The organism is Herbaspirillum sp. GW822-FHT03A08, assembly GCF_058801885.1.
On record NZ_JBXANR010000001.1, the window covers coordinates 1 to 21,072 of the forward strand.

Here is a 21,072-nt window from a genome sequence, read left to right on the forward strand (position 1 = left end):
CCGCACAGAACCGCTTGCTCGCCGAACAGGTCGGTTTCGGTTTCTTCACGGAAGTTGGTTTCGATGATGCCGGCACGGCCGCCGCCGTTGGCGGTGGCGTACGACAGGGCGACGTCACGGGCAGTGCCGGACTTGTCCTGGTACACGGCGATCAGGTGCGGCACGCCGCCACCTTGCGTGTAAGTCGAACGCACGGTGTGGCCTGGAGCCTTCGGTGCGATCATGATGATGTCCAGGTCGGCGCGCGGCACGACTTGACCGTAGTGAATGTTGAAGCCGTGGGCAAACGCGACTGTCGCACCTTGCTTGGCGTGCGGCGCCACGTTTTCTGCATAGACCTGGCCGATGTTTTCATCCGGCAGCAGGATCATGATGACGTCGGCGCCCTTGACCGCTTCGTTGACTTCGGCAACGTTCAGGCCGGCGTTCTTGGCCTTGTTCCACGATGCGCCGTCTTTGCGCAATGCCACGGTGACTTTGCAGCCGGAATCATTCAGGTTTTGCGCGTGCGCGTGGCCTTGCGAACCGTAACCGATGATGGTCACGTTCTTGTTCTTGATCAGGGACAGGTCTGCGTCTTTGTCGTAAAAAACTTTCATGATTTTTCCTATTAACTAATTTTTAAAATATTAAATGCTGAATTAAATACAGAGAGAGCTATAGAACTACCAGCGATGGTCGTGCATCAGACCTTGAGGATCCGTTCGCCGCGGCCGATACCGGAGCCGCCGGTACGAACAGTCTCAAGAATCGCCGCACGGTCGATCGAGTCGATAAACGCGTCCAGCTTGCCCTTGTTACCTGTCAATTCGATGGTATAGGTCTTTTCGGTGACGTCGATGATGCGACCGCGGAAGATGTCCGCAGTACGCTTCATTTCTTCACGCTCTTTGCCTACGGCACGTACCTTGATCAACATCAGTTCGCGCTCGATATGCGCGCCCTCAGTCAGATCCACGACCTTCACCACCTCGATCAGGCGATTCAGGTGTTTGGTGATTTGTTCAATCACGTCGTCCGAGCCGCTGGTCACGATGGTCATGCGCGACAAGGTGGCGTCTTCGGTAGGTGCAACAGTCAGAGTCTCGATGTTATAGCCGCGTGCGGAGAACAAGCCCACCACACGGGACAGAGCGCCGGCTTCGTTTTCCAGCAGTACAGAAACAATATGGCGCATGATTACAGATCCTCCGAACCCAAGAGCATTTCAGTCAAACCCTTACCTGCCTTGACCATCGGCCAGACGTTTTCGGTTTGATCCGTAATGAAGTTCATGAAGACCAGCTTGTCTTTCATGCCGAACGCTTCCTTGAGCGCGCCGTCCACATCGCCCGGCTTCTCGATCTTCATCCCAACGTGACCATACGATTCGGCCAGTTTGGTGAAGTCGGGCAAGGAATCCATGTACGACTCGGAGTAGCGCGAACCGTAATCGATTTGCTGCCACTGGCGAACCATGCCGAGAAAACGGTTGTTCAGCAGAATGATCTTTGGCGTCAGATGATATTGCTTGCAGGTCGCCAGTTCCTGGATACACATCTGGATCGACGCTTCGCCGGTGATACAGGCGACAGTTGCATCCGGATTGGCTTTTTGCACGCCCATAGCGTACGGCAAGCCGACACCCATGGTGCCCAGACCGCCGGAATTGATCCAGCGGCGCGGCTTATCGAAGCCATAATATTGCGCAGCCCACATCTGATGCTGACCGACGTCGGACGTAACGAAAGCGTCGCCCTTGGTGATTTCCCAGACGTTCTGGATCACGGCTTGCGGTTTGATGAACTCATCCGAGGTTGCAAACTTCAGGCAGTCGCGTTCGCGCCACTTGTTGATCTGCTTCCACCAGTTCGCAACAGCAGGCGCATTTGGTTTGGTTTCGGATGCGTCGAGCTGCGTCAGCAACTCTTGCAACACGTCCTTGACGTTGCCGACAATAGGAATGTCGACCTTGACGCGCTTGGAAATCGACGACGGGTCGATATCGATGTGAATGATCTTGCGGGCATTCGATGCAAAGTGCTTTGGATTGCCGATCACGCGGTCGTCGAAGCGCGCACCGATGGCGATCAGCACGTCGCTATGCTGCATGGCCATGTTGGCTTCGTAGGTGCCGTGCATGCCGGGCATGCCGACGAACTTGTCGCTGGTGGAACGGTAAGCGCCCAAGCCCATCAGCGTGTTGGTACAAGGAAAACCCAGGCGATCCACCAGCTTGTTCAGTTCCGGTGCAGCATTTGCGAGAATCACACCGCCGCCGGTGTAGATCATCGGGCGCTCAGCCGTCAGCAACAGTTGCAGCGCTTTGCGGATCTGACCCGAGTGACCCTTGTCGACCGGCTTGTACGAACGCATTTCGACGGTTTTCGGATACTCGTAAGCACAGGTGTGCATCGAGATATCTTTGGGAATATCGACCAGCACCGGGCCTGGACGGCCGGTCGTGGCGATATAGAATGCTTTTTTCATCGTCGCGGCCAGGTCCTTCACATCCTTCACGAGGAAGTTGTGCTTGACGCAAGGACGCGTGATGCCAACGGTGTCGCATTCCTGGAAGGCGTCCTGACCGATGGCGGTCGAAGGCACCTGGCCGGAAATCACGATCATCGGGATCGAATCCATATACGCGGTCGCCAGACCGGTCACCGCATTGGTGACGCCGGGACCGGAAGTCACGATACAGACGCCGACTTTTTCGGAGCTGCGCGAATAGGCATCCGCTGCATGCACCGCAGCCTGCTCGTGGCGTACCAGGATATGTTGGAATTTGTCTTGCTTGAAGATAGCGTCGTAAATATAAAGAACGGCGCCACCGGGATAGCCGAAGACGTGCTCAACGCCCTCTTCAGCCAGGCAACGGACGAGTATCTCCGCGCCGGTGAGGTTTTCTGCACTCATTACTACTTCCTTTCAAGGTCCATTGGAGATTGATCGGATGTTCTCTCCTGACGAAATCGCACTGGTCGACTTGCTTCCTCCGGCATCCCTTCTTTGTGCGGTCACGTCATTTCTGCGCCCCAACCGTAGTGAGGTTCAAAATGCCGCTTAGCGCGACTCGTTCAGCCTTGGTGCAAGCACACCGTTACAAATTTCTCGCGCTTGTGGCGCGGGTTAGAACAAACAGCTTTTCAATAAAGCGCGTCTTTGACAATCGCTACATTATGCGTAGCCACGGTAAAGACCATAGAACTTCATGTTGATGAAGCGGACTGACACGTTAATGCGTCGCATCATTTTGGTCAAGCGAATTTCTTTGAGTAAGCCGCAAAACCGCCCGGAAATTGCGCATTTCCGATAAACACCACCACAAACAAGGGCTTTTTTGCTAGCATGCGCTCTTGTTACAAATCCGTACATTCCACCAACATGTCGGAAATGCATTCGACTCATCTATTCCCGGCTGCACATCCACAAGCCGCATTGCATGGCAACTGACAAAGAACTCTCCGATTTTCTCGAAAATGTCGAACGCCGCGCCTTCAAGCAGGCAGTCTACGCCGTGCGCAAAGATGAAGCCGCACTCGACATCGTTCAGGATGCAATGATCAAACTGGCGGAGAAATATGGCGACAAGCCGGCCAACGAACTCCCCCTCCTGTTTCAACGCATCCTTCAAAATACCATCCATGACTTTTTCCGCCGGGAAAAAGTCCGTACTACCTGGGTCAGCCTGTTCTCCAGCATCGGCCGCGATACCGAAAGCCAGGAGGACTTCGACCTGCTGGAAAGCTACGAAGCGGAAGAAGGCACAGAGGCGGCCGAGTCCAGCGCAGACAAGGTTGAGCGCGAGCAAACACTCGCATTGATTGACGCCGAAGTACAAAAACTCCCGACTCGTCAACGCGAAGCTTTCCTCATGCGTTACTGGCAAGACATGGATGTCGCAGAAACAGCTGCCGCAATGGGATGTTCCGAGGGCAGCGTCAAAACCCACTGTTCTCGCGCCACACACGCCCTGGCTCAAGCACTCCGGGCTAAAGGAATCACTTTATGAACAACAAAGAACTACAATTTGCCTATCGGGTGAAGCGTGCTCTGGATGCAAATCTGGAACACCTGCCCGAATCCACCACGCAAAGCCTGGCTGAAGCACGCCGCGTTGCACTTGCACGCAAGAAAAAAACCGCTCCGGTCCGCGCTGTGGTGCCACAATTTGCACTGGCTGGCGCCATGGGCGGCAGCTTCCGTGAGCCACAATCGTTTGCCTGGCTTGGCCGCCTTGGCGTTGCCATTCCGTTGCTGGCGGGCATTATGCTGTTTGCCGGCCTGTACGAGCACGAACACCAACAGCGTATTAGCGAACTCGCCGAAATCGATGCAGGCGTGCTGTCTGATGAATTACCGTTGTCGGCGTATCTCGACCACGGTTTCAACGCCTATCTGGCGCAGCAAGGCGAATAATTGATGGTGCGTATCCGGACTTCAATGAGCAACGCAACACGCAAGATATTGAACCTTCCTGTTGCGATAGTCGTCCTGCTTGCCTCTTTGGCCGGCGCCACGGTTCTCGCTCAAGGCACCTCTCCGACACCCCCTGCAACGACTACACCATCCGTCTCGCAACCTACCCCGTCGAAGGTAGCAAGAAAACCTGATTCCAAACCGACCTGGACCGAACTCAATCCAGCGCAGCAACATGCGTTGGCACCGTTGGCCGGCGAATGGAACAAAATGCCTTTGAACAGCAAGGAAAAGTGGCTGGTCATTGGCAACAAGTTCGCGTCCATGAACAAGGCGGAACAAGATCGTTTGCAAGAGCGCATGCGTGACTGGGTCAAACTGACTCCAGTACAGCGCCGCGCGGTTCGTGAAAGTTATACCCGCGCAAAGAAGCTGGATGCCGACAAGAAATCGGCCCAGTGGAAGGAATACCAGCAATTGTCGGAAGAACAGAAAAAGAAGCTGTCGCAAGCCAAATTGCCGAAACATGTCGCGGCATTGCCTGCGACACAAAGCAAAGCCGCACCGACAATCCAGTTGCCGCAGGAAGCACTGGAGCAAACCCTGGCGCCCCAGCCTGCGATCACCGCTCCGGCAGCCCCAGCCCCCGCGCCGGTCGAAACAAAATAAACTGAACAGCAAACCCGAACGAAATATCCCGGGCGAAAACGTAAATGCCATGTCCGCGCCAGAACGCCGGCATGGCATTTTTTCATGGCGAACACAAATGACGCCGCGTATGATGAGCCTCTTATGCCGCCGGCGCATGTTCAATTCATCAGCGCGCCAGATTCATTATCAAGAGAAGAGACAGCCTTGAGCGCCACATTGCACAGCACCTCGAACCAGGCATCGGACACGATGCCCACGCCCTCCCTCCGACGCCGCCTGTGCAGCATGGTGTATGAGTCCATGCTGCTGTTTGGCGTGCTGTTTATTTCAGCGTGGCTGTTCTCCACCCTGCTCCAGCAACGCCATGCGCTGTACCTGCGCCACGCGCTGGAAAGCTGGCTGTTCGTCATCCTGGGACTGTATTTCATTTGGTTCTGGACCCACGGCGGCCAGACGCTGGCAATGAAAACCTGGCGCATTCGCCTGGTGGACAACGATAACTTACCTGTCAGCACACTGCGCGCTCTGGCCCGCTTCCTGCTGAGCTGGCTGTGGTTCGTTCCGGGTCTGGCACTCGCCTGGGCTCTGGGTGCGAAGAACTGGATGCTGGTGTGGATTCCCGTCGCCAACCTCCTGGTCTGGGCGGCACTGGCCTACCTTGACCCGCAACGTCAGTTCCTGCACGACAGGATTGCCGGCACGCGCATTGTCGATCTGAATCCACGCAAAAAGAAACAATAGGGACACACTGAAACAAAACGGTCATGCAATCCTGTTACGCTAGCCGTTTGCTCATCTTCACGAGGCCGCCGCTGCATGATCGCTCGCATCGCCAGAACCTTGCTGCTCACCCAATTTGGCGTTGGCATTCTGTTCTATCTTCTGCTCGTCAAACTGCACGTCACCAACGTTCCTCTGGCGATCGTCCTCAGCCTTGCTCTGGTTGCTTTGTTTCGCGCCTCCATCACGGCCAACAGCTTCTTTTTGACATGGCCGTATCGCGCCAAATCCGCCCACACTCCGGAACTGACCTGGCCCGGAATCTTCCGCTTATTTGCCGGTGAATATTGCGCCACCATGGTCTGCTCTTCCTGGGGCATGCCTTTTCAGCGCTTCGACAAACGCATCTTCACTGACACGACATCCCTGCCGGTCTTGCTCATTCACGGCTACGGCTGCAACAGCGGCTATTGGCACTGGATGAGCCAGGCGCTCAGCGAAGCCCACATCACCCACTACGCCGTCGACATGGAGCCGGTGTTCGGCAGCATCGACGGCTATGCGCCTATCGTGCACGAAGCCGTGCAACGCCTGGTCACTGAAAGCGGTCAGGATAAAATCGTCATCGTCGCGCACAGTATGGGCGGCCTCGCGGCGCGCGCCTATCTGCGCGACCACGGTCATGCCAACATTGCAAAAGTCATCACGCTCGGCACGCCGCATCACGGCACCACCATCGCCAACTTCGGCATCGGTATCAATTGCGGCGAAATGAACTGGCTCGGCCGTGCAGAGGAAGGCACCAGCAGCGAATGGCTGCACAAACTGGCCGCAACAGAAAACCCCGCGACCCGGGCCGTCATCCTGTCGATTTATTCGCATCACGACAATATCGTGTCGCCGCAAATTTCTTCTCATTTGCCCGGTGCGGAAAACATACCGATCAGCGGCATCGGCCATGTCGCCCTGGCGCTCGATCCGACGATCCAGGCCCTCGTCATCGAAGAAATCCACAAGGCCGACAAAATAAAAAACCCGCATGGGGAAATGCGGGTTTCCTGAGTTACATCGATACGCCACACAGGCAGGCAGACTGTTCGACTGCGTCTGTGCCTACTTCTTGGCGTCTTTGGCTGCGTCCTGAATCTGCTGGCCCGCAGCTTCAATCTTTTCTCCGGCCTTTTGCGTCAGATCGTTGGCCTCGTCCTTGGCTTTGCTCATGGCCTGATCCAGTTTCTGACCGGCTTCATTTGCCTTGTCCTGCGCTTTGCCGGCTGCCACCGCAGCCTGATCGCCGGCGTTCTTCACCGCGCTGTCGATTTGCTTGCCCATCGTTTCCGCCGGGCCAGGGGTTTCTTCTTTTTTCTGGCAAGCGGAAACCGCCAGCGCCACCGCGCCGATTGTCAGCATCGCGCCCATCAATTTAGTGAATTTCATATTACCCTTTCAAAATCAAAATCGTCCGAAGGACGCGTGAAAAACATCCTGCGGCACGATAACACGTCGCCGGGACCACACTCTCTCGGACACCATAAAACGGTAAAGATTTCTTCCCGAAGTGCGCTAAGTTCGAACACGCCGCCGTTACACCATCAAGGCCAATTCCTCATCCGTAAAACCCGCTGCACGGCGCGCCGTCATGTTGAACGGACCGCGCATCACCGGTGCCTTGAACTCAACCGACAAGTCCGCAAACGTTGCAATCGGGTCAAGACCGCGTTGCTCGCACAGCCAGCCATACCAGCGGTTACCGATGGCGACGTGGCCGATTTCATCGCGCATGATGATATCGAGAATCTCCGCCGCAGCCTGATCCCCAGCCTGCGCCAGTTTGTTGCGTACCGGCGGCGCTGCGTCCAGGCCGCGCGCTTCCATCGTCCGCGGCACCAGCGCGATGCGGGCAAGAATGTCGGAACGCGTTTTTTCAGCCATATCCCACAAACTGTTGTGCGCAGGAAAATCGCCGTAGGCATAACCCAGTACCCGCAAGTGCGCCGCCAGCAAAGAAAAGTGATACGCCTCCTCACTCGCCACCTGCAGCCAGTCAACATAAAATGCCTCCGGCATGTCCGGAAAACGCCAGATCACATCCAGCGCCAGATTGATTGCGTTAAATTCAATATGTGCCAGTGCATGGATCATCGCGGCTCGTCCTTCATCCGTTACCATCGAGCGATGCTTCACCTGCAACGGCGGCACCAGCTCAGGCTGCGCAGGCCTGCCGGGAATGGCAGCTCCATCCGCCGACAAGGCAGCGCCGCTATCCAGTGCGAGACGCCCTGCATGCCACTCGTTTGCCAGCACGTGAACGCTGGCAACCTTCACGGCGCTCTCCGTCTGGATCAGGCAGCTTAAGGCGCCCCGACGCAATTCGGCCGCAATAAAAAAATTGTCGCCGGGCAAATCGGCATTCAAAGAAGAGTTCAAAGGTGAATTCATACAAGCAGCGGTAAAATGACGGGTTGATGCAACACAGTCCGTCCCAATATGGATGTCTGTGTTCTCGATTAACCGAGGAGACAATTTTATTATGGCAATTTACAAGTTGGAACAAGACACGCCGGAAATCGCAGAGACTGCCTACGTCGCCGAGTCGGCCGTCGTGGTCGGCAAAGTCAAGCTCGAAGAGCATGCCAGCGTCTGGTTCAACGTCAGTATTCGTGGCGACAATGAATTAATCACCATCGGTGAAAACAGCAACGTTCAGGAGGGTGCAGTATTGCACACTGACGTCGGTTACCCGATGAACATCGGCAAAAACGTCACCGTCGGCCATCAAGCCATGCTGCACGGCTGCACCATCGGCGAAGGCGCTCTGATCGGCATCCAGGCCATCGTGCTCAACGGCGCCAAAATCGGCAAGAACAGCCTGGTCGGCGCCGGTGCACTGGTCACCGAAGGCAAGGAGTTTCCGGACAACTCGCTGATCATCGGTTCGCCGGCCAAAGCCGTGCGCACCCTGACGGAAGAAGATATCGCCCGCATGCGCGCCGGCACCGACGGTTATGTCGAACGCGCACAATTGTTCAAAACCAGTCTCAAACGCATCGCCTGACGCGTCATTAAAACAAGGCACGCAACACGACGCGGCATCAGCCGCCTCTCGTGTGCATCAGTAAGCAATAGAAAGAAACAATGAAAGATACGCTGCAAAAATTCATGGTTGAAGATGCGCCGGTTCGTGGGGAGCTGGTGGAAATTTCTGCGACCTGGCAACAGATCCTGGCGCGCCGCGACTATCCGATCGCAGTAAAAACGCTACTCGGCGAAATGCTGTCGGCAGCAGCGCTGTTGTCGGCCAATCTCAAATTCAACGGCATGATCGTCATGCAGATCCATGGCGACGGCCCGGTCAAGTTGCTGGTCGTTGAATGCGACTCCGAGTTGCGCCTGCGCGCCACGGCCAAAGTCGTCGAAGGCGCCGAAGTGCCGGAAGACGCCACACTGGAGCAACTCGTCAACGCCAACGGCGATGGCCGTTTTGCCATCACGCTTGATCCGAAAGACAAGATGCCCGGCCAGCAGGCCTATCAAGGCATCGTGCCGCTGGACGGCGACAACATCGCGACCGTGATTGAAAACTACATGCTGCGCTCCGAGCAGCTCGACACCAAGCTGTGGCTGGCTGCGGACGACAAGGTTGCGCGCGGCGTGCTGTTGCAAAAACTGCCGACACTGGGCGGTAAAAACGCGCCCATGGAAGAGCTGGAAACCTGGAACCGGCTTTCCATGCTTGGCAACACATTACGCAATGAAGAGTTGCTGAGCACCGATATCGAAACGCTGATGCGTCGCCTGTTCTGGGAAGAATCCATCCGCGTTTTCGAACCGGAGCATCCGGAATTCCACTGCTCCTGCTCGCGCGAAAAAGTCGGCGGGATGTTGAAGATGCTGGGTCAGACGGAGATCGAAGAAGCGCTGGCAAGCCAGGAAAAACTGGGCATCAGCTGCGACTTCTGCGGTCAGCACTATGAGTTTGACGCGATCGATTGTGCCCACCTCTTTCTTCCTGAGACACCTGCAGACGCCGTGCCGCAAACCGACACGCGTCATTGATGTTGCGGCGCTGTCTTTCAACGCCACTGCAGCTCGCCTCACCGATGCTGTCGTCCTGACGAAAGTCAGGACCCGGCGTCTTTCGCTCCACAGGCTCCATCCATAGTCGTCGAGTACGCCACTGGGTCCCAGCGTTCGCTGGGACGACGGTGCTTATGATTCATCGATACGGAGCATATCAAACTCCAGCAGACAACAATCAAACTTAAGCCGGCACCAGCAACGCCAGTTGCGCCGCATCGAGATAACACCACTCGCCCTCTTCCAGCTCCAGCGCATCCAGTTGCAAGCCGCCGATGGCGACGCGGCGCAAAGCGCTGCAATGATTGCCGGCCGCCGCCAGCATGCGTTTGACCTGATGATATTTGCCCTGCTCCAGCACGATCTCCAGCAAATGCGTATCGAGCTTGCGGCACGTCACGGCGGCCAGCGGCGCCGGCTCGTCATGCAGTTGCACGCCACCCAGCAATTGCGCAATCAGTTCATCCGTGACGGCATCGTGCGTAGTCGCCGCATACACCTTCGGCACATGGCGCTTGGGCGACGATTGCGCATGAATGAATGATCCGTCATCCGACATCAGCAACAAACCGGTGGTGTCATGATCCAGCCGCCCGACCGGCTGCACATCGCGCCAGGAAAACTGTTCCGGCAAAATTGTCAGCACACCCGGATGATGGCTGGGCTTGCGCGAGCATTCGAAATTGGCCGGTTTGTTGAGCGCAATATAAACGTGTTCGCGATAGGTCCACTCTTCATCGAACAGTGTAAAAACCAGACCTTCAGTATCCGGCGTCAAACGATAATCGTCGACCACTTCACCGTTGATGACGACTTCGCCGTCTTCAATCAGCGACCGGCAATATTTGCGCGATCCAAAACCTTGCGATTGCAGGATGCGATCCAGACTCAACTTACTCATTCCTTGGGCTTTCTTTCTTGTTTGGGTGTCAGAATCTGGCGAGCAATGCCGCGCAGAATATTGACCTCTTCGGTTTCCAGCTGCGTGCGTGAAAACAGACGTTTCAGGCGCGGCATCAGTTTCTTCGGACTGTCGGGCTTCAGGAATTCAATGGCCACCAGCGCTTCTTCAAGGTGCCGGAACATGCCCTCGATTTCCGCCACGCCAGCCATTTCGCCCTGAAAGCCGATATCGGTCGCCTGCCTGTGATCGCCCAGCTCCGCCATCCGAAACTCATAGGCCAGCACCTGTACCGCTTGCGCCAGATTGAGCGACGAATAGTCGGGATTGGCCGGGATGTTGATCAGAACGTTGCATTTCTGCACCAGTTCGTTCGGCAAACCGAAGCGTTCGTTGCCGAAAATCAGCGCCGCCTTCAGACCGCTGTCGCCGGCGACTTGCCCGGCGATCGCGCGCGGCGTCACCACAGGCGGCGAAAACTCGCGCAGCCGTGCGCTGATCGCAGCGGCAAAGTTGCAATCCTGCAGCGCCTCCTCGATGCTCGACACGATGCGGGCACCGGACAAGACGTCCTGCGCGCCGCTGGCAAAAGCAACTGCGGCCTCTTCCTGCACAGCATTGGGAAACCGTGGATTGACGAGCACCAGCTCGCCGAAACCCATGGTCTTGATGGCGCGGGCAGCTGCGCCGATATTGCCTGGACTGCTGGTTTCCACCAACACGAAACGCAGGCGTTTGAAAACAGAATTATCGATTTTGGGCGTGTTCATTTAAAATAGCGGTATTCGCACGCCCGAAAACCTCGTAAGCCAGCCTTAAAACAGGCTCGGCAATGCCCTTTTGATATCAAATTGGCAATTTTCGGACGCTGCACCGCTCATTAATTTCATTGTTGTGCAACTTCTCCCGACGGTAACGAAACCGGCGGCGAAGACGCCATTTTAACGGAACCCTCAGGATGCTTATCCCCCCAATGCTCAATACGGCGATCAAGGCTGCCCGCCGCGCCGCTGCCGTCATCAATCGCGCGTCCTTCGACGTCTCTCTGCTCAAGGTCACCAAGAAGCAGCACAACGACTTCGTGACTGAAGTCGACAAGGCAGCGGAAGACGCCATCATTGAGGTCCTGAAGACCGCTTACCCCGACCACGCCATCCTGGCGGAAGAGTCAGGCCCATCTGCCAACCTGCACGATGACAATGAAAACGTCTGGATCATCGATCCGCTCGACGGCACCACTAACTTCATTCACGGCTTCCCGCAATACTGCGTCTCGATCGCGCTGCAACAGCGCGGCATCATCACGCAAGCCGTGGTCTACGACCCAACCCGCAACGACCTGTTCACCGCCTCCAAAGGCGCCGGCGCCTACCTGAACGAAAAGCGCATCCGCGTCAGCAAGCGCGACAAGATCGCCGACGGCCTGATCGGCACCGGCTTTCCGTTCCGCGACATGGACGGCCTGGACGAATACATGAAGATGTTCAAGGTCATGACCGAAAACTCCGCCGGCCTGCGCCGTCCGGGCGCTGCTGCGCTGGACCTGGCCTACGTCGCCGCCGGCCGTCTCGACGGCTTCTTCGAAAAAGGCCTGAAGCCCTGGGACATCGCCGCCGGTTCGCTGCTGGTGACGGAAGCAGGCGGCATCGTCGGCACCTTCAAGGGCGAGGCGGATTACCTGTACAAGGGCGACGTCCTGGCCGGTAATCCAAAGATTTTCTCGCAGCAAGTCAATTTGCTGTCCGAATTCGCATAAGATTCAGACTTCAGTGCGGCATCACGCATTACGTACCACTTATCACAATCCGGCCGGAGAGCCGGAGCAGTCACCAAGTTACGCCAGGGAGGCGCTGCGATTCAATTCGATTTGCGGCGCGCTTCCCAGCCACCCAAGGAGACGAGCATGGCAGTCAATCCCATTCCCGAAGGCTACAGCAGCGTCACGCCTTACCTGATCGTCTCCGACACCGCCAGCGCTATTGAGTTTTACGAGAAAGCCTTTGGCGCGACCGAAGTCATGCGCATTGACGGTCCCCACAACAAAATCTGGCACGCTGAAATTCAGATCGGCAATGCACGCGTCATGCTGGCCGACGAGTTCATCGAAATGGGCATCCATTGCCCCAAGACACTGGGCGGCGCGGGTGTCAGCATGCTGATCTACGTCGACGACGTCGACACTATCTTCAACCAGGCCGTCGCCATGGGCGCCGCCAAGCTGCGCGCCGTGCAGGACCAATTCTACGGCGACCGCTCAGGCGTGTTGCGCGACCCTTACGGCCACATCTGGTCGATCGCCACGCACAAGGAAGATCTGTCAAACGAAGAAATCCGAATCCGTTCGCAAGCGCTGCTCAAGAAGTGTAAACCTACTCCAGCCTAGACCCTCGTCTCCATGCCATTTGTCACCAGCGCCGGCCGGCGCATCCATTACGAAATCAGCGGCGAAGGCCCTGACCTGCTCCTGCATCACGGCTTCACCAGCAGCTCGCAAGCCTGGCGTTTTTTCGGTTTCACCGAAGTCTTGCAGCAACACTATCGCGTCATCGCCATCGATGCCCTGGGCCACGGCCTGAGCGATAAGCCGCACGACACCAATGCCTACACGCTGCAGCAACGTGCCGAAGATGTAGTCGCCATACTCGACGAGCTCGGCATCGACAAGGTCGACTACTGCGGATATTCATTGGGTGGCTGGGTCGGCTACGGCATGGTGCGCCATGCCCGGCATCGCCTGCGGTCGCTGATCCTCGGTGCGGCCCATCCCTATGCTGACACCACTTGGAATGCGTTCAAAGGACTCGACGGCTCGGATCCGGCAGCGTTCATCACTGCCTTTGAGTCGGTGCTCAATGAACGGATCTCCGCCGAAGTGAAGATGATGATCCGCGCCAATGACTTGCACGCTCTGGCAGCAGCAGCGCAACAGCCACGCGTCTCAATGGAAGAATTGCTGCCCTTGATCGACATGCCCTGTCTGATGTTTTGCGGCGATGCCGATGCGCGTCATGCAGCGGTGAAACGCTGTACCGAATTGCTGCCGCGCGCATCCTTTGTATCTCTGCCCGGCGTAACGCATTTCGGCGGGCTGATGCAGAGCAAGCTGGTGTTGCCGCCAGTGCTGGATTTTCTGGCCGCGCAGTCGAGCTGATTTACTGACCAGCCTATTTCAACTCATTTCAACTTATGCACGATACGCCCGGCGACTTGTTCGCCGGCTTTTTCATCGCTGTCGAATTGTTCACGCGCGCGCTGCAAATCGCTGTGATGCCGTTCCGCCCAGTTATCCAGTGCAATCAGCGTTTCGCTCAGCGATTCGCCCAGCGGGCTTAATTCATACTCCACGTGCGGCGCCGCCGTCTCCAGATTACAGCGCGTTACCAGGCCATTGCGCTCCAGCTCTTTCAATGTCTGCGTCAGCATCTTTTGCGAGATGCCTTCGATCTTGCGCAATAAGGCATTGTTGCGCATCGGCCCTGCCGCCAGCGCCGGAAAGATCAGCAAGGCCCATTTGCTGCCGACCAGTTCCAGCGCCTTGCGCGATGGACAGGCGAGGCTGTAAATATCGGTTGGCGGCTCTTCTGCAGAAATGTTGTTTGCGGGTTTCATGGTTACCAAAAAGTACCTACTTGTTGCACTTTCGCCCTCTGCCTATGCTGAGCGCCTGTTCAATCGATTCATTACGGAGAAACACATGGCTTGGATTTACCTGTCTTTGGCAAGTGTAGTGGAAATTATCATGGCGATCGCGCTCAAGTATGCAAACGGCTGGACCAAACTCACGCCCAGCCTGATCGGCATCGGCGCAGCCGCATGCAGCGTGCTGTTCCTGACGCTGGCGATGCGCAATTTGCCGGCCGGCACGGCATACGCCATCTGGACCGGCACCGGCTCGGTCGGCGTGGCGGTACTGGGCATTTATCTGTTCAATGACGCCTTGTCGCCATTGCGCCTGCTGTGCATTGCCCTGATTATTGCCGGCACAATTGGCTTGCGTTTGCTGGATGCATGATCGGTCTGAAGATAAAAAAACGGCCGTCATGAGGACGGCCGCTTTCACAAACGAACATTGCCAGGACAATCAATCGGCAAATTTGACTGCCGTCCCCTTGGCTTCGATGTAACCCCAGGTCGTCATGCCGATACCGCTCTTGTAGACTACATTGATCACCGCATCGGCCCCCATCGCCGCAGCCTTGTCCGACAGGATGATGTCGACCTGTTCCTTGGTTGGATCACGATGGAAAATCGTCAACTTCTTGACTTCTCCTTCTACCAGCCCAAGCTCCTTGTACTTCTTGCCGGACAAGGCGGTCTCGCTGATGACGATCTTGTTGGTGTTCGATAGTCCTTTGGTCGACGCAAACGTGGTATCGGTATCGGTACGATAAGACGCACAACCGGCGACCACCGCCAGCATGGCTACTGTGACAACATACTTCGTGAATTTCCCTATCATTCTTTGACCCCAAATATTGTTGATGTTAGTAAGAGTTCGGCAATAACAAGCGGGCAGAAAATCGCCGCTCACATTCTGACACAACAGGCAATTGCAGAGAAACACCTGTTTCCGGACTTCTGCTGTTATACTGCGCCCCGTGCGGCACATTCTCCAGTCAAAGTCCGCTGTCCTCCCGACGTTTCAATCCCGTTTGCCTGCGACTGGCGCCCACTGCGGCGACAGGCCGATATTTTTAAATTCCACTATGTCATTCTCCGCTCTCGGTCTTTCCGAGGAAATCGTTCGTGCCGTAACCGAACAAGGCTATACCACGCCAACTCCCATCCAGACGCAAGCCGTTCCTGCAGTGCTCGCCGGCGGCGACCTGCTGGCAGGCGCGCAAACCGGCACGGGTAAAACCGCCGGTTTCACGCTGCCGCTGCTGCAACGCTTGTCGTCGGTTGAACGCGTCAAGATCAATGGTCATGTGCCGATCCGCGCACTGATTCTGACTCCGACACGTGAACTGGCTGCACAGGTTGAAGAAAGCGTCCGTCTGTACGGCAAATATCTCCCGCTGACTTCCGCCTGCATCTTCGGCGGCGTCGGCATCAATCCGCAAATTCGCCAGCTCAAGCAAGGCGTCGACATTCTGGTCGCAACACCAGGCCGCCTGCTGGATCACATGCAACAGAACACCGTCGACCTGCGCAATATCCAGGTCCTGATTCTGGACGAAGCCGACCGCATGCTCGACATGGGCTTCATCCGCGACATCAAAAAGATCCTCGCGATCCTGCCGAAGAAGCGTCAGAACCTGCTGTTCTCGGCGACCTTCTCCGACGAAATCAAGGCACTCGCCGACGGCCTGCTGAATTCGCCGGCAATGATCGAAGTCGCGCGTCGCAATTCGACCGTCGAAGTGATCGGCCAAAAGATCCATCCGGTCGACCGCGACAAGAAGCATCCAATGCTGGCGCATCTGATCAACACGCACAAATGGACACAAGTGCTGGTGTTCACCCGTACCAAGCACGGCGCCAACAAGCTGGTCGAACAATTGGAACGCGACGGCATCACCGCCATGGCGATCCACGGCAACAAGAGCCAGGCTGCACGTACCCGCGCACTGGCCGAGTTCAAGGATGGCAAGCTGCAAGCGCTGATCGCTACCGACATCGCTGCACGCGGCATCGACATCGACCAGTTGCCGCACGTGGTCAACTATGATCTGCCGAACGTTCCGGAAGACTACGTCCACCGTATCGGCCGTACCGGCCGCGCAGGGGCAACCGGCTCTGCCGTATCGCTGGTGTGCGTCGACGAGCGCGACATGCTGCACGACATCGAACGCTTCATCAAGCGCGAAATCCCGGTCGAAATCATTCCTGGTTTCGAACCTGATCCGAAGGCAAAGCCACAGCCGATTCAACTGCGCAGCGGTGGCGGTGGCGGTCAACGTCGCCAGGGTGGCGGCGGTGGTCGTGGCGGCAACGCTGGCGGTGGTGGTGGCGGTCGTGCGCAACAACCGAAAAAACCGGGTGCCGGCAATGGCCAAGGGCAACAAGCAGCGGCCAAGCCTCGTCAAGGCGGCCCTGCCAAGCCACAAGGCCAGGGTCCTGCACAAAACCGCGGACCTGCTGCACGTCCATCGGCATCGACTCATCGCTCCGGTGGTCGCGGCAGGTAAAATAGCTGCTTTCGACTAAACAACGCGAGGTATCGGAGTGGCAGAAATGATCGACGTCATCAAGGCAGATCTCAACAATCCGCGACATGGCGTCGCCATTCTCGACATGCTCGATGCGTATGCGTCCGATCTGATGGGCGGCGGCGAAGGCATCACCGATTTTGTCCGCGCCCATCTGATCGATGAATTGCGCAAGCGCCCTTCCGTGCATGTTTTCCTGGCGTTCGACGGCGATACGCCAGCCGGTTTTGCGAATTGCATCGAAGGCTTCTCCAGCTTCGCCTGCAAGCCGCTGCTCAATATCCATGACTTTGCCGTGGCGCCGGCTTATCGCGGACGCGGCATTGCCAAGCGGTTGATGCAAGCCGTGGAAAACTGCGCACGCGAGCTGCGCTGCTGCAAGATCACCCTGGAAGTGTTGGAAGGCAATACGGTCGCGCGCGCTCTTTATGCGACCAGCGGTTTCAGCGGATATGAATTGAATCCGACAACCGGCAAAGCCATCTTCATGCACCGCCTGCTGTAAAGTACAAGAACGTAAAAAAGCCCCGGACATCCGGGGCTTTTTTATTACAACGCTACAGATGCCGCAGAACTTCAGGCAGCCAGCTTCTGCCCGCGCGACTTGCCGGAACTGAGATAGTCAGCAATCGAATCCTGCGTCACCTCTCCCAGATACATCCCTTCCGCATCGATGACCGGCATCCAGCTGGCGCTGTGCTTGTACATCTTCGACAGCACCACGCGCAGATTTTCATCCGGCGTGGCGTTGAGCGTGAACGGCTTGACCTTGTCGCCGCTGACGCCTTGCGCCCCGCGGATATCGCGGCGGCTGACGTAGCCCAGCGCACGGTTGTCGTTGTCGGTGATCGTCAGATAACGTGCATCCTGATCGTCCATCAGCGTCATTGCATCTTGCAGCGGCAAGCCTGGGCGCGCCGTCGCAGGCGTCGTTGCTGCATCGCCTGCGCGCACCAGCAACAGGCGCTTCAGTGTGTGATCCTGACCGACGAACGCGCTGACGAAATCGTCCTTGGGACGCGCCAGCAAGGTGTCAGGATGATCGAACTGCACCAGCTTGCCGGCGCGGAAGATCGCCACCTGATCGCCCAGCTTGATCGCTTCGTCAATGTCATGGCTGACCATGATCACCGTCTTGTTGAGCTGGCGCTGCATCTGGAAGAATTCGTTCTGGATCGATTCACGGTTGATCGGATCGACAGCACCGAACGGTTCATCCATCAACAGCACCGGCGCATCCGCCGCCAGTGCGCGAATCACGCCGATACGCTGCTGCTGTCCACCCGACAATTCACGCGGATAGCGTTTCAGGAATTTCGCCGGATCCAGTGCCACCATAGCCATCAATTCTGTCGCTCGCTCGCGGCAGCGCTTCTTGTCCCAACCGAGCAGGCGCGGCACGATGGTGATGTTTTCTTCGATCGTCATGTTCGGGAACAGGCCGATCTGCTGGATCACATACCCGATGTGGCGGCGCAAACTGACTTCATCGATGCCGGTCGTATCTTCGCCGTTCAGCAGCACCCGGCCGGACGTCGGCTTGATCAGGCGGTTGATCATTTTCAGGGTGGTGGTCTTGCCACAACCGGACGGACCGAGGAAGACGCAGATCTCGCCTTCGGCCACTTTCAGGCTGACGGAGTCAACTGCCTTGACGAGGTTGCCATCCTTTTGCGTATAGGTTTTGCTGAGTTGGTCGAGTTCGATCATTTTTGCAGTCCTTTCGGTGTCAGAATTCGTTGCAGGCCTTGCAGCAGCACGTCGGCGACAATCGCCAGCACGCTGATGAGCACAGCGCCCACAACCAGTTTTTGCATATTGCTTTGGCTGATCGCATGCAGGATCAGCACGCCCAGTCCGCCCGCGCCGATGACGGCGGCAATCGCCATCACGCCGATGTTCATCACCACGGCGGTACGCACGCCGCCGAGAATCACCGGCACCGCCAGCGGCAGGTCAACCATGCGCAGGCGCTGCCAGAAAGTCATGCCGATGCCGATGCCTGCCTCCTGGATGCTGCTGTCAATGTTGTCGAGCGCGAGGAAGGTGTTGCGCATGATGGGCAGCAGCGAATACAGGAACACCGCCGTGATCGCCGGCAAGGGTCCGATGCCGGCGCCGAATTGCGAGAACACCGGAATCATCAGACCGAACAGGGCAATCGACGGCAAGGTCAGCACTACGGTGGCGAGACCGAGCAAGGGTGTCGCCAGCCAGCGATGCCGCGTGATTACAATGCCCAGCGGCACGCCGATCACGATGGCCAGACTGACGGCGATGCCGACCAGTTTCAGATGTTGCAGCGTCAAATTGAGGATGTTGTGCCAGTCGCTGAAGAGGTATTGAATCAGATTCATGGGCGGCTCCTCATATCAGACCCTGCTGCTGCAGGAATTCGGTGACGACCTTGCCCACGGGCTCCTGGTCGATGTCGACGCGCTTGTTCATCTCGGTCATCTTTTCGGTGTCGATCGCGGCGGACAACGCGTTGAGCTGTTCGGCCAGTTCCGGATTTTGCTCCAGCACTTCCTGACGCACCACCGGCGTTGCCTTGTAAGGCGCGAAGTAACCCTTGTTGTCTTCCAGCAGCTTTAGATTAAAACCCTTGATGCGGCCATCCGACGAATAGGTCAGGCCGACATACAACTGCTCGTTGCGCAAGGCGGTGTAGACCAGACCCGGATCCATCTGCTTGACCTCGCTGCGGTCGAGCTGAAAACCGTATAGCTTTTGCATCGGATCGAGACCGTCGGGGCGAGAAGCGAATTCATAATCGACGCCCATCAGGTGCGGCTTGCCACCGGCCTGCTTCTCTTGTGTGATGTGCCGGGCGAGGTCCTCCAGCGTATTGATGCCCTGCGCGTCGGCCAGCTTTTGTGGCATCGCAAAGGCATAGGTATTGTTGAGCGCGGATTCGTTGAGCCAGATCAGGCCGATCTTTTTATCAAGTTCCTTCACACGCTCATAGGACGCCTCGGCGTCGAGTTTTTCGTCGACGTGGTTGTAGACGATCAGCGAAGTGCCGGTGTATTCCCAGACGATGTCGAGCTGATTGCTTTCCTGCGCCTTGCGCATGAGCGTCGAACCGAGGCCGTTCTTAAGATCGACGTCATAGCCTTTGGCGCTCAGGTATTGCGCAGTCATTTGAGACAGGATCAGTTGTTCGGTGAAGTTCTTGCCGCCGACAACCAGGCTGGAAGCCTGTGCCTGCCCCGCTGTCGACAGACCCAGCATCAATGTCAACGCGATGAAGGCGCGAGTGAAATATATTTTTTTCATGGTGCGTTTCCCCTTGATTGTTATGCCAGGCCGCGGCGCGACAAGTACCAGTTGCTGAGCAGGCTGACCATCGCGTCCAGCAACAATGCCAGCAAGGCGGTCGCCGCAGCGCCCAACAGCAACTGGCCATGGTTGTTCAGATAGATGCCGGGAAAGATCAGGCCGCCCAGACTCTCGCCACCGATCAGCATCGACAGTGGCGCAGTACCGACGTTGATCACCAGCGCCGTGCGAATGCCGCCGACGATGATGGGCAAGGCGTTCGGCAGCTCCACGCGAAACAGTACCTGATACGGCTTCATGCCGATGCCTTTGGCAGCTTCGCGCATGGCCGCCGGCACGTTCTTCAAGCCTTCAAACGTATTGCGCACGATAGGTAGCAGCGACGCCAGCCATAACGCGACGATCGTCGGCCAGTTGCCGATGCCGAAGAACGCAAGCGCCAGCGCAAGGACGGCAATCGACGGAATCGTGTTGCCGATATTGAATATCTGGATGAAATACTCGGCGCGTCGCGCCACCGACGGCCTGCTGAGCAGAATGCCGGCCGGAATGCCGACTGCCGTCGCCAGCAGCATCGACCACGCCACTAGCTGCAAATGCTTGCCGGTGTAGTAGATCAGATCGCTGCGGTATTGAATGATCACGTCCATGCCGATCCATTGGATCAGGCCGGCGATGACGAGCACGGAAACGGCTGCGCCACCGATGACGTTGCGGAAACATCGCGTCATGGTTACCCCCTGTGTGGCCGCCATGGTCGAAATCATTGAAATGCCGATACCGAAACCGCGACAGCGCGTTTGACTATTTTTCGTGGTTCGCTTGCCCTCGCAGGGCAGATCGTTTGGATACGAACCGATGCCGCAAGAAGCGGCGATGAAATCGATG

At 57.0% G+C, this 21,072-nt stretch carries 26 protein-coding genes; 13 read left to right on the forward strand and 13 right to left on the reverse strand.

All coding sequences use genetic code 11. From position 1 onward, the window contains the following. The 3 genes from ilvC to AC1RN6_RS00015 all read right to left on the reverse strand — a co-directional run. Positions 1–599, reverse strand: a 599-nt coding sequence (ilvC, locus tag AC1RN6_RS00005) for a ketol-acid reductoisomerase (RefSeq protein WP_493002142.1), incomplete at its 3' end; no start/stop codon positions are given. A gap of 86 nt (positions 600–685) precedes the next feature. Further along, positions 686–1,177 carry an acetolactate synthase small subunit gene (ilvN, locus tag AC1RN6_RS00010; protein WP_007882202.1) on the reverse strand — a complete coding sequence of 164 codons (492 nt, stop codon included), beginning with the start codon at positions 1,175–1,177 and terminating at the stop codon, positions 686–688. 2 nt (positions 1,178–1,179) lie between these two features. Then, positions 1,180–2,898: an acetolactate synthase 3 catalytic subunit gene (locus tag AC1RN6_RS00015; protein WP_493002144.1), complete on the reverse strand. Its 1,719-nt coding sequence runs from the start codon at positions 2,896–2,898 to the stop codon at positions 1,180–1,182. Between the two features lie 526 nt (positions 2,899–3,424). Here AC1RN6_RS00015 and AC1RN6_RS00020 point away from each other — a divergent pair. From AC1RN6_RS00020 to AC1RN6_RS00040, 5 genes are all read left to right on the forward strand, one after another. Continuing rightward, positions 3,425–3,994: an RNA polymerase sigma factor gene (locus tag AC1RN6_RS00020; protein ID WP_050479669.1), complete on the forward strand. Its 570-nt coding sequence runs from the start codon at positions 3,425–3,427 to the stop codon at positions 3,992–3,994. Beyond that, entirely contained in the window at positions 3,991–4,401 is a 411-nt protein-coding gene (locus AC1RN6_RS00025; protein WP_493002146.1) for a DUF3619 family protein, read from the forward strand. The genes AC1RN6_RS00020 and AC1RN6_RS00025 overlap by 4 nt, the downstream gene beginning before the upstream one ends. A 24-nt stretch (positions 4,402–4,425) precedes the next feature. Beyond that, a complete protein-coding gene (locus tag AC1RN6_RS00030; RefSeq protein ID WP_493002147.1) occupies positions 4,426–5,070 on the forward strand; it encodes a DUF3106 domain-containing protein in 645 nt (214 codons plus the stop codon). A gap of 231 nt (positions 5,071–5,301) precedes the next feature. Continuing rightward, positions 5,302–5,793, forward strand: coding sequence for an RDD family protein (locus AC1RN6_RS00035; RefSeq protein ID WP_493003466.1), 492 nt, complete (start codon positions 5,302–5,304; stop codon positions 5,791–5,793). Between the two features lie 75 nt (positions 5,794–5,868). Beyond that, entirely contained in the window at positions 5,869–6,834 is a 966-nt protein-coding gene (locus AC1RN6_RS00040) for an esterase/lipase family protein (RefSeq protein ID WP_493002149.1), read from the forward strand. A 51-nt stretch (positions 6,835–6,885) separates the two neighbouring features. On the opposite strand, the gene AC1RN6_RS00045 is transcribed toward AC1RN6_RS00040, so the two are convergent. Further along, complete coding sequence (locus AC1RN6_RS00045; RefSeq protein WP_493002150.1) at positions 6,886–7,209, reverse strand: hypothetical protein; 324 nt, start codon at positions 7,207–7,209, stop codon at positions 6,886–6,888. 147 nt (positions 7,210–7,356) lie between these two features. Further along, positions 7,357–8,211, reverse strand: a complete 855-nt coding sequence (locus AC1RN6_RS00050) for a ferritin-like domain-containing protein (RefSeq protein WP_493002152.1) — start codon at positions 8,209–8,211, stop codon at positions 7,357–7,359. 91 nt (positions 8,212–8,302) lie between these two features. Between AC1RN6_RS00050 and AC1RN6_RS00055 the strand changes: the two genes are divergently transcribed. Both AC1RN6_RS00055 and hslO read left to right on the forward strand, forming a co-directional pair. Beyond that, on the forward strand, positions 8,303–8,827 hold the full coding sequence (locus AC1RN6_RS00055; protein ID WP_493002154.1) for a gamma carbonic anhydrase family protein: 525 nt from the start codon (positions 8,303–8,305) through the stop codon (positions 8,825–8,827). An 80-nt stretch (positions 8,828–8,907) separates the two neighbouring features. After that, positions 8,908–9,828 (forward strand): Hsp33 family molecular chaperone HslO, encoded by a 921-nt coding sequence (gene hslO / locus AC1RN6_RS00060; protein ID WP_493002156.1) that lies wholly within the window; start codon positions 8,908–8,910, stop codon positions 9,826–9,828. 205 nt (positions 9,829–10,033) lie between these two features. On the opposite strand, the gene AC1RN6_RS00065 is transcribed toward hslO, so the two are convergent. Together AC1RN6_RS00065 and AC1RN6_RS00070 are read right to left on the reverse strand one after the other, a co-directional pair. After that, positions 10,034–10,750: a pseudouridine synthase gene (locus AC1RN6_RS00065; RefSeq protein ID WP_493002158.1), complete on the reverse strand. Its 717-nt coding sequence runs from the start codon at positions 10,748–10,750 to the stop codon at positions 10,034–10,036. After that, complete coding sequence (locus AC1RN6_RS00070; protein WP_493002160.1) at positions 10,747–11,520, reverse strand: RNA methyltransferase; 774 nt, start codon at positions 11,518–11,520, stop codon at positions 10,747–10,749. The genes AC1RN6_RS00065 and AC1RN6_RS00070 overlap by 4 nt, the downstream gene beginning before the upstream one ends. 188 nt (positions 11,521–11,708) lie before the next feature. Here AC1RN6_RS00070 and AC1RN6_RS00075 point away from each other — a divergent pair, with 188 nt between their 5' ends. The 3 genes from AC1RN6_RS00075 (at position 11,709) to AC1RN6_RS00085 (ending at position 13,901) form a co-directional block, all read left to right on the forward strand. Beyond that, positions 11,709–12,506: an inositol monophosphatase family protein gene (locus tag AC1RN6_RS00075; RefSeq protein ID WP_493002161.1), complete on the forward strand. Its 798-nt coding sequence runs from the start codon at positions 11,709–11,711 to the stop codon at positions 12,504–12,506. Between the two features lie 147 nt (positions 12,507–12,653). After that, complete coding sequence (locus AC1RN6_RS00080; protein WP_493002162.1) at positions 12,654–13,133, forward strand: VOC family protein; 480 nt, start codon at positions 12,654–12,656, stop codon at positions 13,131–13,133. 12 nt (positions 13,134–13,145) lie between these two features. Further along, a complete protein-coding gene (locus AC1RN6_RS00085; RefSeq protein WP_493002163.1) occupies positions 13,146–13,901 on the forward strand; it encodes an alpha/beta fold hydrolase in 756 nt (251 codons plus the stop codon). Between the two features lie 23 nt (positions 13,902–13,924). Here the strand turns inward: AC1RN6_RS00085 and AC1RN6_RS00090 are convergent, their stop codons facing one another. Then, positions 13,925–14,359: a winged helix-turn-helix transcriptional regulator gene (locus tag AC1RN6_RS00090; RefSeq protein ID WP_493002164.1), complete on the reverse strand. Its 435-nt coding sequence runs from the start codon at positions 14,357–14,359 to the stop codon at positions 13,925–13,927. 85 nt (positions 14,360–14,444) lie between these two features. Between AC1RN6_RS00090 and AC1RN6_RS00095 the strand changes: the two genes are divergently transcribed. Then, positions 14,445–14,762: a DMT family transporter gene (locus AC1RN6_RS00095; protein ID WP_493002166.1), complete on the forward strand. Its 318-nt coding sequence runs from the start codon at positions 14,445–14,447 to the stop codon at positions 14,760–14,762. 69 nt (positions 14,763–14,831) lie between these two features. Here AC1RN6_RS00095 and AC1RN6_RS00100 read toward each other — a convergent pair whose 3' ends face one another. Continuing rightward, entirely contained in the window at positions 14,832–15,209 is a 378-nt protein-coding gene (locus AC1RN6_RS00100; protein WP_493002168.1) for a heavy metal-binding domain-containing protein, read from the reverse strand. Between the two features lie 247 nt (positions 15,210–15,456). Between AC1RN6_RS00100 and AC1RN6_RS00105 the strand changes: the two genes are divergently transcribed. Both AC1RN6_RS00105 and AC1RN6_RS00110 read left to right on the forward strand, forming a co-directional pair. Next, positions 15,457–16,881, forward strand: a complete 1,425-nt coding sequence (locus AC1RN6_RS00105) for a DEAD/DEAH box helicase (RefSeq protein ID WP_493002170.1) — start codon at positions 15,457–15,459, stop codon at positions 16,879–16,881. A 46-nt stretch (positions 16,882–16,927) separates the two neighbouring features. Further along, entirely contained in the window at positions 16,928–17,407 is a 480-nt protein-coding gene (locus tag AC1RN6_RS00110; protein WP_493002172.1) for a GNAT family N-acetyltransferase, read from the forward strand. Between the two features lie 71 nt (positions 17,408–17,478). Here the strand turns inward: AC1RN6_RS00110 and AC1RN6_RS00115 are convergent, their stop codons facing one another. From AC1RN6_RS00115 to AC1RN6_RS00130, 4 genes are read right to left on the reverse strand one after another with little or no spacing between them, the layout of a single operon-like run. Then, positions 17,479–18,612 carry an osmoprotectant ABC transporter ATP-binding protein OsmV gene (locus tag AC1RN6_RS00115; RefSeq protein WP_493002173.1) on the reverse strand — a complete coding sequence of 378 codons (1,134 nt, stop codon included), beginning with the start codon at positions 18,610–18,612 and terminating at the stop codon, positions 17,479–17,481. Next, complete coding sequence (locus AC1RN6_RS00120) at positions 18,609–19,259, reverse strand: ABC transporter permease (protein ID WP_493002174.1); 651 nt, start codon at positions 19,257–19,259, stop codon at positions 18,609–18,611. Before AC1RN6_RS00120 ends, AC1RN6_RS00115 begins: the two co-directional genes overlap by 4 nt. Before the next feature lie 10 nt (positions 19,260–19,269). Beyond that, positions 19,270–20,181: a glycine betaine ABC transporter substrate-binding protein gene (locus AC1RN6_RS00125; RefSeq protein ID WP_493002176.1), complete on the reverse strand. Its 912-nt coding sequence runs from the start codon at positions 20,179–20,181 to the stop codon at positions 19,270–19,272. Between the two features lie 20 nt (positions 20,182–20,201). Further along, a complete protein-coding gene (locus AC1RN6_RS00130) occupies positions 20,202–20,915 on the reverse strand; it encodes an ABC transporter permease (protein WP_493002178.1) in 714 nt (237 codons plus the stop codon). Positions 20,916–21,072 lie beyond the last annotated feature (157 nt).